This window comes from Mycobacterium sp. 012931, assembly GCF_000419295.1.
GTDB classification, from domain to species: Bacteria; Actinomycetota; Actinomycetes; order Mycobacteriales; family Mycobacteriaceae; genus Mycobacterium; species Mycobacterium marinum.
Genome location: NZ_AOPX01000001.1, coordinates 4,627,069 through 4,643,539 on the forward strand (window position 1 = coordinate 4,627,069; position 16,471 = coordinate 4,643,539).

Below are 16,471 nucleotides of genomic sequence, written 5' to 3' on the forward strand. Positions count from 1 at the left end.
CCGCTATGAGGTTACCGTTGTGTTATGACGACCGATCAAGTTGACGCCCGTCAGATTCTGGAAACCTCACTGGTGACCGGGCTCGATCACGTCGGCATCGCCGTCGCCGATCTAGATGCGGCCATCGAGTGGTACCACGACCACTTGGGGCTGATTCTAGTCCACGAGGAAGTCAACGACGACCAGGGAATCCGTGAGGCGATGCTGGCGGTGCCCAGCGCCCTCGAGACGACCCAAATCCAGTTGATGGCGCCGATCGACGAGTCGTCAGTGATCGCGAAGTTCCTGCAGAAGCGGGGTCCGGGCATCCAGCAGTTCGCCTGCCGGGTACGCAATCTCGAGAAACTGAGCGAGCAGCTGCGGGCTCAGGGCATCCGTTTGGTCTACGAGACCCCTCGACGGGGCACCGCGGATTCGCGGATCAACTTCATCCACCCGAAGGACGCGGGTGGCGTCCTCATCGAACTGGTGGAGCCGGCCCGCAGGGTCTAAGACCACTTACGCGTCGGACTGCGAGTTGCGCGGCTTGCCCAGCACGACGTGTGCCAGTGCCGCCGGTCGTCCGCCGCTCCCGGTAGCTCAATCGGCCATACCACCACATGTGCAGTGCCCGAACGGATTTCGTGGTCGCACCCCGGACACCGATAGGTCTTGACGGCGCGGGCCGCCGCAATTGGGCGCACTTCGTAGTCGTAGCCGTCCGGCCCTGCCTCCACCCGGCGCAACATCGGTGAGAAGGACATCGGCCGCTGCCGGCGTGGGGATCCGCGGCGCCGAGCCATCCGGCCAGTCTAATCGCGGCGCTCAGAACAGCCGGTACTCGTCACTGTCCATCCCACGCATCTTGTCGTAATCCAATGTCACACAACAGATACCCCGGTCGGTGGCCAGAGTGCGGGCCTGTGGCTTGATCTGTTGAGCCGCGAACACGCCTTTCACCGGTGCCAGCACGCTGTCACGGTTGAGCAACTCGAGATAGCGGGTGAGCTGCTCCACACCGTCGATTTCACCGCGGCGCTTGATCTCCACCGCAACCGCTCCTCCGCTTTCATCGCGGCACAACAGGTCCACCGGCCCGATCGCGGTCATGTACTCCCGCCGGACCAGCGTGTACCCCTCCCCCAGCAGCTGAACATGCTCGGCGAGCAGCACCTGCAGGTGGGCCTCCACACCGTCCTTCACCAATCCGGGATCGACCCCCAGCTCGTGGCTGGAGTCGTGCTCGATTTCTTCGACGGAGATGCGCAGCTGTTCGCCACCTTTGTTGGTCACCACCCACACCGGTGAGTCGCCGCCGGGCTCTTCGGTCAACCAGCAGGGCGGACTCATCCAGTTCAACGGCTTATAGGCACGGTCGTCGGCATGCACGCTGACCGAACCATCGGCCTTGAACAACAGCAACCTGCGCGCGGACGGCAGATGTGCGGTGAGGCGGCCAACGTAGTCGACGGTGCATTGAGCAATGACTAGACGCACCCGAATCACCTTAGAGCGTGCCCGACAAATTAGGCTGACGCCACCATGCCGTCGACGAAGACCGGCCGAGACGGGCAGCAAGAAAGGCGCCAAGAGTGGCGCCAAGAAGGGCGTTGCGCAGCGCCTGGGGCGGGTGCTCGAAAGGGTGACCCGTCAAAGCGGGCGGCTGCCGGAGACACCGGCGTACGGCTCATGGCTGCTCGGTCGGGTCTCGGAGAGCCAACAACGCCGACGGATACGCATCCAAACGATCCTGACGGTCATGGTCGTGGTCGCGAATCTGCTCGGGATCGCGGTGTCCATCCTGCTGGTGACCGTCGCAATCCCATCACCGAGCGTTTTCACCGAAGCACCGTGGTGGATCACGTTCGTGGTGGTGCCGTCCTACATCGTGGTTGCGCTGGCGCTGGGAACGTATTGGATCACCCGACGGACGGTGCTTGCCCTGCGATGGGCGATCGAGGAACGCCAGCCGACGCCGGAGGACGAGCGCAACACATTCCTGGCCGCGTGGCGAGTGGCCGTCGTCGACCTGATTCTGTGGGGATCCGGAGCGGTCCTGCTGACGACTCTGTATGGCATGGCCAACACCATGTTCATCCCACGGTTTCTGTTCGCCGTGACATTCTGCGGGGTGCTGGTCGCCACCGGCAGCTATCTGCTCACCGAGTTTGCCTTGCGTCCGGTCGCGGCTCAGGCGTTGGCGGCGGGGCCGCCGCCACGGCGATTGTCCTCGGGCATCATGGGCCGAACCATGATGGTGTGGCTGCTTGGTTCGGGAGTTCCGGTGGTCGGCATCGCCCTGGTAGCCATCTTCCAGATTGCGTTGCGCAACCTGTCGGAGACCCAGTTCGCGGTCGGGGTACTCATCGTGTCGATGGCAACGCTGATCTTCGGTTTCATCCTGATGTGGATCATGTCGTGGCTGACCGCGACACCGGTGCATCCCGTCAACGAGGCCGCCCGCCTGTGCGAGCTCGCCAAAGACCACCCGGGCCGGTTGCTGGCGTCAGGGGCCGCACTCGACGGCGCCAGCCACGACGAACGTGCGCTCTGGTCTGTCGGCAAGACCGTGACACTACGCGGCCACGACCAACCCACCCGCCTGGCCGCACCCATCTGAAACCCATGGCGCTGGCATCCCACGCCACTTCCCGACAGGGATCCCATCAGCTCGAATGTGCTGACTGGCCAGCGGAACGCGACACACGGCGTCGGGATCATCTTCGGCCGGATACCTCGCTCAAGGAATTAGGCTGGCGCCACCATGGTGTCCACAACAGCAGTGGGGCAGCGCTTACGCCGAGTATTCGTGCAGGTAATCGACCAAGGTGACCAACTAACCGAGCCGCCCGCTTACGGCTCCTGGTTACTGGGGCAGGTGTTGGAAAACCAGCGCAGCCGGCGGATACGCATCCAAGTCATTCTGACCAGCGTCATCGTATTCGCGAATTTGGTCGGAATTGGCGTCGTCCTGTTGATAGCGATCGTCGCCATTCCGGCACCGAACGTGTTCACCGACGCACCGTGGTGGGTCACGTTCGTGGTGGCGCCAGCCTACATCGTGGTTGCGCTGGTGCTGGGGACGTATTAGATTACCCGACGAACCGTTCAGACGCTGCGCTGGGCGCTCGAGGAACGTCCGCCCAGCCACGCTGATGCGCGCAGCACTTTCCGAGTGCCGCGGCAAGTCGCGCTCGCCACCGCCACCTTGTGGGGCGTCGGGGCGGTGGCGTCGACGATCCTCTACGGCCTGGCCAACCCGTTGTTCATCCCGCGCTTTCTCTTCATGGTGAGCATTTGCGGGGTTCTCGTCGCCACCGGCGCCTATCTGCTCACCGAGTTCGCACTGCGTCCGGTCGCGGCGCAGGCGCTGGAGGCGGCCCCACCGCCGCAACGCTTCGCACCGGGAATCATGGGCCGAACGATGATGGTGTGGCTGCTCGGATCGGGCGGGCCTCTCGTCGGCATCAACCTGATGGCGATCTCCGAGTTGGTGAAGGGGAGCCTGACCAAGGTCCAGTTCGCTATCGGTGTAGTCATCGTGTCGACGGGCACATTGATCTTCGGCTTCATCCTGATGTGGATCATGTCGTGGCTGACCGCGACACCGGTCCGCGTGGTCCGTGCGGCCCTCAATCGGGTGGCCAACGGCGACCTGCAGCGGGATCTGGTGGTCTTCGACGGGACAGAGCTCGGCGAGCTACAACGCGGTTTCAACACGATGGTCGACGGCCTGCGCGAGCGTGAACGAGTGCGCGACCTGTTTGGCCGCCACTTCGGGCGCGAGGTGGCGATCGCCGCCGAACGGGAACGGCCCAAACTCGGCGGCGAAGAACGCCACGTCGCCGTGGTCTTCATCGACATCGTCGGCTCCACCAAATTGGTCACCAGCCAGCCGCCGGCCGATGTCGTCGCGCTGCTCAACCGGTTTTTCGCCGTGGTCGTCGACGAGGTGGATCGCCATCGCGGGCTGGTCAACAAATTCGCCGGTGACGCATCGCTGGCGATCTTCGGAGCGCCCAACCACCTCGAGCGACCCGAGGATCAGGCCCTGGCCGCGGCGCGAACCATCGCCGCACGGCTGGCCAGCGAAGTACCCGAATGCCAGGCGGGCATCGGCGTGGCGGCAGGACAGGTGGTGGCCGGCAACGTCGGTTCCAAGGAGCGCTTCGAGTACACGGTGATCGGCGAACCCGTCAACGAGGCCGCCCGCCTGTGCGAGCTCGCCAAAGACCACCCGGGCCGGTTGCTGGCGTCAGGGGCCGCACCCGACGGCGCCAGCCACGACGAACGTGCGCTCTGGTCTGTCGGCAAGACCGTGACACTTCGCGGCCACGACCAACCCACCCGCCTGGCCGCACCCATCTGAAACCTGGCCGCGCTGGGAGTCCAGTTCCATACGACCACCCCGACTCCCTGTCCACACCGAGACGGACCCGGCGATGTGGCGAATAAATTCCTGCCTCAAACAGCCGTCAAGGAACTAGGCTTGCGCCACCATGGTCGCCACAAACACGGTAGTCCAGCGCTTGCGTCGAGCGTTGGAGAAGATTACCCAGCAGAGCGACCAGCTAACAGAAAACTATGCGTACGGCTCCCGGCTGCTCGGACAGTTGACGGAGACTCCACAACGCCGGCGAGTCCGCATCCAGCTCATGCTGACCTCATCCATCATGGTCGCGAGCCTGGTCGCGATAGGTGTCGCGTTGCTGCTGGTGTTCGTGGCCATCCCAGAGCCCAACGTCATTACCGAGGCGCCGAGATGGCTCACCTTCGGCGTCGGAGCCGGATATGACGTGACGGCATTTGTGGTCGGAAGCTTCTGGATTACCTCCAACACCGTTCGGGCCCTGCGTTGGTACATCGAGGGCCACCCGCCCAACCGCGCCGAGAGTCGTGAAACCTTCCTGGTTCCGTCCCGAATCGCGGCTGTCCACCTGTTCTTGTGGGGACTGGGGACGTTGTTGTTCACCACCCTCTACGGCCTGATCGACATCCGCTTTATCCCGAAATATCTCTTCTCGGTCAGCTTTTGCGGAATCTTGGTGGCCACCGGCAGCTACCTACTCACCGAGTTCGCCTTGCGGCCGCTGACCGCTCAAGCTCTTGAAACAGGCCCCCCACCCCGACGGATCGTCTCGGGCATCATGGGGCGAACCATCCTGATCTGGCTGCTCGGTTCGGGCGTGCCGGTCGTGGGCATCGCTTTACTGGCGGTGTTCGAAATCGCGTTGTTGCACCTCAGCGAGGTGGAATTCGCCGTGGGCGTATTGATTGCGTCCAGTGCAACCCTGGTCTTCGGGTTGTTGCTGATCGCGATCTCGGCGTGGCTGACGGCTACCCCGGTACGGGTCGTGCGCGCCGCACTCAAGCGCGTCGAACGAGGGGACCTACGGGGAGATGTTGTGGTCTTCGATGGCAGCGAACTCGGCGAGCTGCAGAGCGGCTTCAACTCCATGGTCGAGGGGCTGCGTGAGCGCGAACGCGTCCGCGACCTTTTCGGCCGCCACGTCGGACGCGAAGTTGCCGCGGCCGCGGAACGAAAGCCGCCGCAGCTGGGCGGCGAAGAGCGTTATGTTGCGGTTGTTTTCGTCGATATCATCGGCTCGACACAACTGGTGAGCAACCGGCCAGCCACAGACGTGGTGCAGTTGCTCAACCGATTTTTCGCGGTGATCGTCGATGAGGTGGAGCGTCACCGCGGCCTGGTCAACAAATTCGAAGGTGACGCCTCCCTGGCTATCTTCGGTGCGCCAAATCCACTCGAGTGCCCCGAAGTCGCGGCATTGAGCGCCGCACGGGCCATCGCCGGGCGACTCTGCACCGAGGTGCCGGAGTGCCGGGCGGGCATCGGCGTGGCCGCAGGACAAGTGGTCGCCGGCAATGTCGGCGCCAATGAGCGGTTCGAATACACCGTGATCGATGGACCGGTGAACGAGGCGGCCCGGCTGTGTGAACTGGCCAAATCGTATTCCGCCCGCCTAGTGGCATCCTCGGAAACGGTAGCCGGCGCGACCGAAACCGAACGTGCCCATTGGAATTTGGCGGAGACGGTGACACTTCGCGGCCGCGACCGGCCGACCCGCCTGGCCATCCCCGCCAGCAGCCCACGCCCATAGCCGTCGCCGGAGACCGCTGTCAGCTCACTTTGATGTCGTTTTTCCGCCAGTCATGACGCTGCGCAGGTGTAATCCTCTAAGGGTGCACGAAGACTTCGAACGCTGCTATCGGGCGGTCCAATCCAAGGACGCCCGGTTTGACGGCTGGTTCGTGACCGCGGTGCTGACCACCCGGATCTACTGCCGGCCGAGTTGCCCCGTTCGCCCACCGTTCGCCCGCAACGTGCGGTTTCTTCCAACAGCCGCGGCAGCTCAACGTGAGGGCTTCCGGGCCTGCAAACGTTGCCGCCCTGACGCGTCACCGGGTTCGCCGGAATGGAACATGCGCGGCGACATCGTCGCCAGGGCGATGCGGTTGGTTGCCGACGGCACCGTGGACCGCGAAGGTGTCACCGGGCTTGCCGCGCGTCTGGGCTACACCACACGCCAGCTGGAACGCCTGCTGCAGGCTGAGGTCGGCGCCGGCCCCCTCGCGCTGGCCCGCGCCCAACGGATGCAGACCGCACGGGTGCTGATCGAGACCACCGATCTGCCCTTCGGCGACGTGGCGTTTGCGGCCGGGTTCTCCAGTATCCGGCAGTTCAATGACACCATCCGCCTGGTTTGCGACAGCACACCAACGGCGTTGCGTCGACACGCTGCCGCGCGGTTCGGCGCACCCGCCACCTCGCCGGGAACGGTATCCCTGCGCCTGCCGGTGCGAACCCCCTTTGCCTACCAGGGTGTCTTCGGCCACCTCGCCGCCGGGGCCGTGCCGGGTTGTGAGGAGGTCCGTGATGGTGCCTATCGACGCACGCTGCGACTGTCGTCCGGCAATGGCATCGTCACGCTGACACCCGCGCCCGACCACGTCCGGTGTCTACTGGTGCTCGACGATTTCCGCGACCTCGCGGCCGCCACGGCCAGATGCCGGCGCCTGCTCGATCTTGATGCCGACCCGGAGGCTGTTGTGGAGGCCCTCAGTGGCGACCCCGCTCTGAGCCCGGTAGTGGCCACGGCACCTGGGCAGCGCATACCCCGCACCGTGGACGAGGCAGAACTCGCCGTGCGCGCCGTGCTCGCACAACAGGTGTCGACCAAGGCTGCGCGTACCCACGCGGCCCGCCTGGTCACCGCCTACGGCCGACCCATCCACGATCAAGGCGGAACCTTGACTCATACCTTCCCGTCGGTGCAGGACCTGGCCGAAACCGACCCAATCCATCTGGCCGTCCCCAAGACCCGACAGCACACCTTGAGCATGATGGTCGACGCCATCGCCGACCGAAGGGTGAACCTGGACGCCGGATGCGACTGGACTCGGGCGCGAGAGCAGCTGCTCGATATCCCCGGAGTCGGCCCGTGGACCGCGGAAGTCATTGCCATGCGCGGGCTGGGCGACCCGGACGCGTTTCCGGTCGCAGACCTTGGCGTCCGGCTGGCCGCGAAACAGTTGGGCCTGCCCCAGCGTCAACCGGATCTACTGGACCGCAGTGCGCGCTGGCGTCCCTGGCGTTCGTATGCAACCCAACACCTTTGGACCACACTCGAGCATTCGGTAAACGATTGGCCACCACGGGAGGTTGCATGACTCACTACCGCATCATTGATAGCCCAATAGGACCGCTGACCCTGGCCGGGCATGACGGCGTGTTGACCAATCTGCGGATGGTCGACCAGACCTACGAACCTAGCCGCGTCGGGTGGGAAGTTGATGATGAGGCGTTCGCCGATGCGGTGAGCCAGCTCGACGCCTATTTCGCTGGTGAGCGTTTCGACTTCGATCTGGCGTTAGACCTGCGTGGGACCGAGTTCCAGCGACGCGTCTGGGTGGAACTGCTGACAATTCCCTACGGCGAAACCCGTTCGTATGGCGAAATTGCGGAGCGGATTGGTGCGCGGGGTGCGGCTCGTGCGGTTGGGCTGGCCAATGGCCGTAATCCGGTAGCGGTGATTGTTCCGTGCCATCGTGTGATTGGTGCCAGTGGGGGGCTTACTGGCTATGGGGGTGGCCTTGATCGGAAGCAGGCGTTGTTGGAGTTGGAGAGGGCGTGTGTGCCGGCGGATCTGACTGTGCGGGCGGATCTGACGTTATTCGATTGTTGACATGCAAAAACACCCCCAGAGTATGGGGGTGTTTTTGTGTATGTTCGGCGGTGTCCTACTTTTCCACCCGAGCTGGGCAGTATCATCGGCGCTGACAGGCTTAGCTTCCGGGTTCGGAATGGGACCGGGCGTTTCCCTGTCGCTGTGGCCGCCGTAACTCTATTTAAATTTGTGCTGATGGGGGGTGTGGTGTTCTTCGACAGTAATTGTCCAAGAACATGGATATGTGGTTGCGAGGCGTTTTTGTGTTGGTAAGTTTTCGGCCGGTTAGTGCCAGTTCCCTTCACACATTACTGTGCTTCCAGGTCTGACCTATCGAACCCGTGGTCTGCGGGGGGCCTTATCCCACCAAGTGGGTGAGAAACCTGATCTTGGAGAAGGTTTCCCGCTTAGATGCTTTCAGCGGTTATCCTTTCCGAACGTGGCTATCCAGCGGTGCCCCTGGTGGGACAACTGGTGTACCAGAGGTTCGTCCGTCCCGGTCCTCTCGTACTAGGGACAGGTTTCCTCAAGTTTCTGACGCGCGCGGCGGATAGAGACCGAACTGTCTCACGACGTTCTAAACCCAGCTCGCGTGCCGCTTTAATGGGCGAACAGCCCAACCCTTGGGACCTGCTCCAGCCCCAGGATGCGACGAGCCGACATCGAGGTGCCAAACCATCCCGTCGATATGGACTCTTGGGGAAGATCAGCCTGTTATCCCCGGGGTACCTTTTATCCGTTGAGCGACACCCCTTCCACTCAGAGGTGCCGGATCACTAGTCCCGACTTTCGTCCCTGCTTGACTTGTAGGTCTCGCAGTCAAGCTCCCTTGTGCACTTACACTCGTCACCTGATTGCCGTCCAGGTTGAGGGAACCTTTGGGCGCCTCCGTTACATTTTAGGAGGCAACCGCCCCAGTTAAACTACCCGCCAGGCACTGTCCGTGAACCCGGTTCAGGGTTCGACGTTAGGTGTCCAATACGATCAGAGTGGTATTTCAACAATGACTCCGCCCCAACTGGCGTTGGAGTTTCACAGTCTCCCACCTATCCTACACAAACCGAACCGAACGCCAATACCAAGTTGTAGTGAAGGTCCCGGGGTCTTTTCGTCCTGCCGCGCGTAACGAGCATCTTTACTCGTAGTGCAATTTCGCCGAGTCTATGGTTGAGACAGTTGGGAAGTCGTTACGCCATTCGTGCAGGTCGGAACTTACCCGACAAGGAATTTCGCTACCTTAGGATGGTTATAGTTACCACCGCCGTTTACTGGGGCTTAAATTCTCCGCTTCACCCTTACGAATTAACGGGTCCTCTTAACCTTCCAGCACCGGGCAGGCGTCAGTCCGTATACATCGTCTTGCGACTTCGCACGGACCTGTGTTTTTAGTAAACAGTCGCTCCCCACTGGTTTCTGCGACCGAATCCCGCTCCCACCGCAAGGGTGTTCACGGTATTCCGGTCCCCCTTCTCCCGAAGTTACGGGGGCATTTTGCCGAGTTCCTTAACCATAGTTATCTCGTACGCCTTGGTATTCTCTACCTGACCACCTGTGTTGGTTTGGGGTACGGGCCGTGTGTGTGCTCGCTAGAGGCTTTTCTTGGCAGCAGAGGATGACCGAATTCGCCTCAATCGGCTATGCATCACCTCTCAGGATTAATGAGCGACGGATTTGCCTATCGCTCTCCCTACGGGCTTGCCCCAGTATTACCACTGACTGGTACGGCTGCCTTCCTGCGTCACCCCGTCGCTTGACTACTACCAACGAAGGTTCCACGCAGCCCCGGAACTCCACGCCCCCGAAGAGGAATGATCGATCCGGTTTTGGGTGGTTAGTACCGCTGATTCATCACGGGCGCGCACACACGGGTACGGGAATATCAACCCGTTGTCCATCGACTACGCCTGTCGGCCTCGCCTTAGGTCCCGACTCACCCTGGGCGGACTGGCCTGGCCCAGGAACCCTTGGTCTTTCGGCGGGCAAGGTTCTCACTTGCCTTATCGCTACTCATGCCTGCATTCTCACTCCCCCATCCTCCACCACCGGTTACCCGGCAGCTTCGCTGAATGAGGGACGCTCCCCTACCCAACCTTGCGGTTGTCGCGGCTTCGGCGGTGTGCTTGAGCCCCGCTACATTATCGGCGCACAATCACTTGACCAGTGAGCTATTACGCACTCTTTCAAGGGTGGCTGCTTCTAAGCCAACCTCCTGGTTGTCTCTGCGACTGCACATCCTTTTCCACTTAGCACACGCTTTGGGGCCTTAGCCGGCGATCTGGGCTGTTTCCCTCTCGACGTACGGAGCTTATCCCCCGCCGTCTCACTGCCACGCTTCACACCACGGCATTCGGAGTTTGGCTGACGTCAGTAACCTAGTAGGGCCCATCGGCCATCCAGTAGCTCTACCTCCGTGGTGAAACACGCAACGCTGCACCTAAATGCATTTCGGGGAGAACCAGCTATCACGGAGTTTGATTGGCCTTTCACCCCTACCCACAGCTCATCCCCTCAGTCTTCAACCTAAGTGGGTTCGGGCCTCCACGCGGTCTTACCCACGCTTCACCCTGGCCATGGGTAGATCACTCCGCTTCGGGTCCAGAACATGCCACTACACCCCTTACGGGGATACGCCCTATTCAGACTCGCTTTCGCTGCGGCTACCCCACTCGGGTTAACCTCGCGACATGTCCCTGACTCGCAGGCTCATTCTTCAAAAGGCACGCCATCACCCCACGAGGAGGCTCTGACGGATTGTAGGCGCACGGTTTCAGGTACTCTTTCACTCCCCTCCCGGGGTACTTTTCACCATTCCCTCACGGTACTAATCCGCTATCGGTCATCGAGTAGTATTTAGGCTTACCGGGTGGTCCCGGCAGATTCACAGCAGATTCCACGGGCCCGCTGCTACTCGGGAGTTGATACTAGGCAGGTGCCGGGTTTTCACGTACCGGGCTCTCACCGTCTACGGCAGACCATCCCAGGCCATTTCCGTTAACTGCGACACTTTCTGACTGCCTCTCAGCCAGGTAGAGCTGAGACACATCATTCCCACAACCCCGCACACACAACCCCTACCCGGTTAAACATGCGTGCGGTTTAGCCATTTTCCGCGTTCGCTCGCCACTACTTACGGAATCACAATTGTTTTCTTTTCCTACGGGTACTGAGATGTTTCACTTCCCCGCGTTCCCCCCCGCACCCTATATATTCAAGTGCGGGTAACACGACATCACTCGTGCTGGGTTTCCCCATTCGGAAATCCTCGGATCCACGCTAGGTTGACAGCTCCCCGAGGCATATCGCAGCCTCCCACGTCCTTCATCGGCTCTCGATGCCAAGGCATCCACCATGCGCCCTTAGACACTTATAAACACAAAAACCAAAGAATAAAATTGCACAACAGAACACGCCACCAAAAGGCAGCGCATCCAATTGATGCTCGCAACCACTATCCAATTCTCAAACACCACACCCCACCACCAAGATGGTGGGACAACATCCCGAAACCAACAGAGATGTTGCCTCAGGACCCAATAGTGTGTCTGGCTTGCTTGTTGTTGTGCACCCGGCTTCCGTCCACTGCAGACGAGAACCCCTCACGGCTTACACCCCATCAATTGGAGTGTTTCTCGTGGTGCTCCTTAGAAAGGAGGTGATCCAGCCGCACCTTCCGGTACGGCTACCTTGTTACGACTTCGTCCCAATCGCCGATCCCACCTTCGACAGCTCCCTCCCAAAGGGTTAGGCCACTGGCTTCGGGTGTTACCGACTTTCATGACGTGACGGGCGGTGTGTACAAGGCCCGGGAACGTATTCACCGCAGCGTTGCTGATCTGCGATTACTAGCGACTCCGACTTCACGGGGTCGAGTTGCAGACCCCGATCCGAACTGAGACCGGCTTTAAAGGATTCGCTTAACCTCGCGGCATCGCAGCCCTTTGTACCGGCCATTGTAGCATGTGTGAAGCCCTGGGCATAAGGGGCATGATGACTTGACGTCATCCCCACCTTCCTCCGAGTTGACCCCGGCAGTCTCTCACGAGTCCCCACCATTACGTGCTGGCAACATGAGACAAGGGTTGCGCTCGTTGCGGGACTTAACCCAACATCTCACGACACGAGCTGACGACAGCCATGCACCACCTGCACACAGGCCACAAGGGAACGCCTATCTCTAGACGAGTCCTGTGCATGTCAAACCCAGGTAAGGTTCTTCGCGTCGCATCGAATTAATCCACATGCTCCGCCGCTTGTGCGGGCCCCCGTCAATTCCTTTGAGTTTTAGCCTTGCGGCCGTACTCCCCAGGCGGGGTACTTAATGCGTTAGCTACGGCACGGATCCCAAGGAAGGAAACCCACACCTAGTACCCACCGTTTACGGCGTGGACTACCAGGGTATCTAATCCTGTTCGCTCCCCACGCTTTCGCTCCTCAGCGTCAGTTACTGCCCAGAGACCCGCCTTCGCCACCGGTGTTCCTCCTGATATCTGCGCATTCCACCGCTACACCAGGAATTCCAGTCTCCCCTGCAGTACTCTAGTCTGCCCGTATCGCCCGCACGCTCACAGTTAAGCCGTGAGATTTCACGAACAACGCGACAAACCACCTACGAGCTCTTTACGCCCAGTAATTCCGGACAACGCTCGCACCCTACGTATTACCGCGGCTGCTGGCACGTAGTTGGCCGGTGCTTCTTCTCCATCTACCGTCAATCCGAGAAAACCCGAACCTTCGTCGATGGTGAAAGAGGTTTACAACCCGAAGGCCGTCATCCCCCACGCGGCGTCGCTGCATCAGGCTTGCGCCCATTGTGCAATATTCCCCACTGCTGCCTCCCGTAGGAGTCTGGGCCGTATCTCAGTCCCAGTGTGGCCGGACACCCTCTCAGGCCGGCTACCCGTCGTCGCCTTGGTAGGCCGTTACCCCACCAACAAGCTGATAGGCCGCGGGCCCATCCCACACCGCAAAAGCTTTCCACCACAGGACATGAATCCCGTGGTCCTATCCGGTATTAGACCCAGTTTCCCAGGCTTATCCCGAAGTGCAGGGCAGATCGCCCACGTGTTACTCACCCGTTCGCCACTCGAGTGTCTCCGAAGAGACCTTTCCGTTCGACTTGCATGTGTTAAGCACGCCGCCAGCGTTCGTCCTGAGCCAGGATCAAACTCTCCAAACAAAAACCCCTCGATAACGAGGTGAATTCACAATCAGAGATACCTCACAAGACGCCAATCAACTGGCATCTAAAAAAACGACTACGCCCTCACACGGGAGTGATAAGGTGTAGTCAAAAAAACAACAACAAAACATAACACCAAACACACTATTGAGTTCTCAAACAACATTTCTTACTTGCACTCGCCCCTCTTCGGGGCTACCCTGCTAGCTTAATACAGATCCGGCGGAAAAGTCAAACTCGGATTTTCGATCTTCTCAGTGAAGTCCGCGCCTTCGAGCTTGGCCTTGGCTACTGTACCCGCTCAATCTCCGCTCCCAAAATCCCCAGGTACTCGACGAAAAGTGGGTAGCCACGGTCGATGTGGAACACGTCGTGAACCTCGGTATCGCCGTCAGCGACCAAGCCCGCCAACACCAAACCGGCGCCGGCGCGGATGTCGGAACACCAGACTGGAGCGCTCGACAACTGAGGCAGACCACGCACCACGGCATGGTGTCCGTCGGTGCGGGCATCCGCTCCCAGCCTGATCATCTCTTCGACGAATCGGAACCTGGCCTCGAACACGTTCTCGGTGATCATCGACGTGCCGTCGGCGATCGACGCCAGTGCGATCGCCATTGGCTGCAAATCGGTCGGAAACCCCGGAAACGGCAAGGTCGCGACATTGACAGCCTTGGGCCGCTCGTACTGCACGATGCGAAAACTGTCGTCGGTCTGCGTAACGGTGGCACCGGCGTCGTACAACTTGTGCAAAACCAGCTGCAGATGCGATGGATCGATACCCGTCACGGTGATGTCGCCACGGGTCATCGCCGCAGCGATACCCCAGGTAGCGGCGACGATGCGGTCGCCAATCACGCGGTGCTCGGTCGGGTGTAGCCGGGGAACGCCGGTAATCGTCATCGTCGGCGAGCCGGCACCCTCGATCTGCGCCCCCATCTGATTGAGCATCGTGCACAGGTCAACCACATCGGGCTCGCGCGCCGCATTGTGGATGGTCGTCACGCCCTCGGCGACCACCGCGGCCATCAAGATGTTCTCGGTAGCCCCGACCGAGGGGAATTCCAGCTGAATCTCCGCGCCGCGCAGGGTGTCTGCCTGGGCCACCACACACCCATGCTCGATATTGCACTGCGCCCCCAGTTGACGCAGGCCAGCCTGGTGCATGTCCAACGGCCGGGACCCGATCGCATCTCCGCCCGGCAGCGCAACCTTGGCCCGTTTACATCGTCCAACCAGGGGTCCGAGCACACATACGGAAGCCCGAAACTGCCGCACCGCCGCGAAGTCTGCGTCGTATTTCGGCTCGTCGGGCGAGGTAATGCGGGCCACATCTCCGTCGAGTTCGACGGTGGCGCCGAGCCCGCGCAACACCTCTGCCATCAGCGGCACATCGAGGATGTCGGGGCAGTTGGTGATTGTGCTGGTTCCCTCGGCCAGCAGCGTCGCTGCCATGAGCTTGAGCACACTGTTTTTAGCGCCCCCAACAGCGACTTCGCCTGACAACCGGTTCCCACCGGTGACCACGAATCGCTCCGCCACCCGCGTCAGTCTAGTGAAGCGCTATCAGCTTGTCAGTCAACCAGGTAAGTCATCCGGGTACCGTTTGATCATGGCGATCCATCTGACCCGTATCTACACCCGGACCGGCGACGACGGAACGACAGGATTGAGTGACTTCTCCAGGGTTTCCAAGAACGATCCGCGCCTGGTGGCCTACGCAGACTGTGACGAAGCCAACTCCGCGATCGGCGTCGCAGTCGCGATGGGCAGCCCCGATCCACAACTCGCCGACGTGTTGCGGCAGCTCCAAAACGACTTGTTCGACGCCGGCGCGGACCTGTCTACACCGCTGAAACGCTCCCAAGACCAGCCAGAGCACGCTGCGCTGCGCATCACCGAGTCCTACATCGAACGGCTCGAGGGCTGGTGTGACAAATATAACGAGACCCTGCCCGCCTTGAATTCCTTTGTGCTGCCGGGTGGTTCGCCTTTGTCCGCACTGCTGCACGTCGCCCGGACAGTCGCACGGCGGGCCGAGAGGTCAGCCTGGGCCGCTGTCGAAGCGGACCCCGAAGGCGTCAGTGCGCTGCCCGCGAAATATCTGAACCGGCTCTCGGATCTGCTGTTTATTCTGGCGCGAGCCGCCAACCCGGACGGCGACGTGCTGTGGCGACCGGGCGGCAACAGGCCCAGCGCCGGATAGATCAGAAGCTAAGCGCTCCAACAGGAACTGCCGACCGGTGCGTCGAGCAGCCACTGTTCGGGCCGCTACTCACCGCGCGAACGAGAGCCGTCAGCGGCTCCGCTTTTGGGCACGAGGCGAAGGACGAGACTCGAGCCAAGACAGAAATGCGGTCAACGCACCCTGATCGAGCGCGAGTTCGGAGCCGGGTCTGCGGTCCTGGGTGCTGTCGCGCAGTTCGAGAACCACGATCTTGTCGGTCATGATGTCGTACTCGTCGCCGCGGGGTCCCCGCCGAGCGATGATCTCGACACCTCGTCGGCTGAGCCGCCGATCCGGCCATAAGCGCAAACTCGACAAGCGGTAGAACCGCGCCTCGCCGCCGTGGTAGCGGATGACGCCGTGACGCCACCCGTGTCCTCCGATAGCCGGGATATCACGCATTATCCCGGCGGTGCCGCCCTGGCGCAGCTTCCATAACCGGTAGCTCAGGGCAAGCACCGCCATACCCAACAGGACAACCAGCACGACCATGCCAACCATGGGCGCGCTCACCAGGCTGTTAGTCGATCGCGCCGACGGCGCGCAATCTAGCGCGACCCCTGGCGGCGGTACGGGGATCGTCGGATTCGGAGTCCTGCCTGGCCACAGCCTCATCGATCTCGGACTCGAACTCCGCGGATTCAGCCAGAATGCTGACCCCGGCGTCGGTCACCGACATGAAGCCACCGTCCACTGCGATCCGCAGATCCTTGTCGCCATCGCGTTCAACGCGCACCATCGCGTCGTCGACCAACTGGGCCACCAACGGGATATGGTTCGGCAGAATTCCGATCTCACCGACGGTAGTGCGGGTGAAAAGAAACGTTCCCGCGCCCGACCAGATCTTCCGATCAACAGCAACGATCTCGACGTTCAATTCGGCCATGTCACACCACCTTT

At 61.3% G+C, this 16,471-nt stretch carries 11 protein-coding genes, 3 rRNA genes and 1 pseudogene; 7 read left to right on the forward strand and 8 right to left on the reverse strand.

Features of this window, described 5'->3' with window-relative positions; genetic code table 11:
- Nucleotides 1-24: 24 nt before the first annotated feature.
- Nucleotides 25-492: a methylmalonyl-CoA epimerase gene (gene mce, locus MMSP_RS20345; RefSeq protein WP_020788130.1), complete on the forward strand. Its 468-nt coding sequence runs from the start codon at nucleotides 25-27 to the stop codon at nucleotides 490-492.
- Here the strand turns inward: mce and MMSP_RS26325 are convergent.
- Both MMSP_RS26325 and nucS read right to left on the reverse strand, forming a co-directional pair.
- Entirely contained in the window at nucleotides 489-782 is a 294-nt protein-coding gene (locus MMSP_RS26325; RefSeq protein WP_081652186.1) for a hypothetical protein, read from the reverse strand. The genes mce and MMSP_RS26325 overlap by 4 nt on opposite strands.
- A gap of 22 nt (nucleotides 783-804) precedes the next feature.
- Nucleotides 805-1,476 carry an endonuclease NucS gene (gene nucS, locus MMSP_RS20350; RefSeq protein WP_020788132.1) on the reverse strand — a complete coding sequence of 224 codons (672 nt, stop codon included), beginning with the start codon at nucleotides 1,474-1,476 and terminating at the stop codon, nucleotides 805-807.
- Nucleotides 1,477-1,621: 145 nt separating this feature from the next.
- On the opposite strand from nucS, the gene MMSP_RS20355 reads away from it, so the two are divergent.
- The 5 genes and pseudogenes from MMSP_RS20355 to MMSP_RS20375 all read left to right on the forward strand — a co-directional run bounded on the left by MMSP_RS20355 (nucleotide 1,622) and on the right by MMSP_RS20375 (nucleotide 8,183).
- The gene (locus MMSP_RS20355) at nucleotides 1,622-2,599 is read left to right on the forward strand and encodes a hypothetical protein (RefSeq protein ID WP_369797332.1); all 978 of its coding nucleotides are present in this window, start codon (nucleotides 1,622-1,624) and stop codon (nucleotides 2,597-2,599) included.
- A 144-nt stretch (nucleotides 2,600-2,743) separates the two neighbouring features.
- Nucleotides 2,744-4,348, forward strand: a pseudogene (locus tag MMSP_RS20360) (adenylate/guanylate cyclase domain-containing protein).
- A 130-nt stretch (nucleotides 4,349-4,478) separates the two neighbouring features.
- Entirely contained in the window at nucleotides 4,479-6,098 is a 1,620-nt protein-coding gene (locus MMSP_RS20365) for an adenylate/guanylate cyclase domain-containing protein (RefSeq protein WP_020788136.1), read from the forward strand.
- A gap of 82 nt (nucleotides 6,099-6,180) precedes the next feature.
- Nucleotides 6,181-7,668, forward strand: a complete 1,488-nt coding sequence (locus tag MMSP_RS20370) for a DNA-3-methyladenine glycosylase 2 family protein (RefSeq protein WP_020788137.1) — start codon at nucleotides 6,181-6,183, stop codon at nucleotides 7,666-7,668.
- Entirely contained in the window at nucleotides 7,665-8,183 is a 519-nt protein-coding gene (locus tag MMSP_RS20375) for a methylated-DNA--[protein]-cysteine S-methyltransferase (protein ID WP_020788138.1), read from the forward strand. The genes MMSP_RS20370 and MMSP_RS20375 overlap by 4 nt, the downstream gene beginning before the upstream one ends.
- 42 nt (nucleotides 8,184-8,225) lie before the next feature.
- Here MMSP_RS20375 and rrf read toward each other — a convergent pair.
- The 4 genes from rrf to murA form a co-directional block, all read right to left on the reverse strand.
- Nucleotides 8,226-8,339 (reverse strand): 5S ribosomal RNA (gene rrf, locus MMSP_RS20380).
- A 91-nt stretch (nucleotides 8,340-8,430) separates the two neighbouring features.
- Nucleotides 8,431-11,535, reverse strand: a 23S ribosomal RNA gene (locus MMSP_RS20385).
- Nucleotides 11,536-11,810: 275 nt separating this feature from the next.
- A 16S ribosomal RNA gene (locus tag MMSP_RS20390) occupies nucleotides 11,811-13,341 on the reverse strand.
- The 16S, 23S and 5S rRNA genes sit together here, the layout of an rRNA operon.
- 291 nt (nucleotides 13,342-13,632) lie before the next feature.
- On the reverse strand, nucleotides 13,633-14,886 hold the full coding sequence (murA, locus tag MMSP_RS20395) for a UDP-N-acetylglucosamine 1-carboxyvinyltransferase (protein WP_012395668.1): 1,254 nt from the start codon (nucleotides 14,884-14,886) through the stop codon (nucleotides 13,633-13,635).
- Nucleotides 14,887-14,956: 70 nt separating this feature from the next.
- Between murA and MMSP_RS20400 the strand changes: the two genes are divergently transcribed.
- Nucleotides 14,957-15,550, forward strand: a complete 594-nt coding sequence (locus MMSP_RS20400) for a cob(I)yrinic acid a,c-diamide adenosyltransferase (protein WP_020788139.1) — start codon at nucleotides 14,957-14,959, stop codon at nucleotides 15,548-15,550.
- 90 nt (nucleotides 15,551-15,640) lie between these two features.
- Here the strand turns inward: MMSP_RS20400 and MMSP_RS20405 are convergent, their stop codons facing one another.
- Both MMSP_RS20405 and MMSP_RS20410 read right to left on the reverse strand, forming a co-directional pair.
- Nucleotides 15,641-16,084, reverse strand: a complete 444-nt coding sequence (locus tag MMSP_RS20405) for a DUF2550 domain-containing protein (protein ID WP_086085109.1) — start codon at nucleotides 16,082-16,084, stop codon at nucleotides 15,641-15,643.
- Between the two features lie 7 nt (nucleotides 16,085-16,091).
- A complete protein-coding gene (locus tag MMSP_RS20410; protein WP_012395670.1) occupies nucleotides 16,092-16,457 on the reverse strand; it encodes a F0F1 ATP synthase subunit epsilon in 366 nt (121 codons plus the stop codon).
- Between the last annotated feature and the right edge of the window lie 14 nt (nucleotides 16,458-16,471).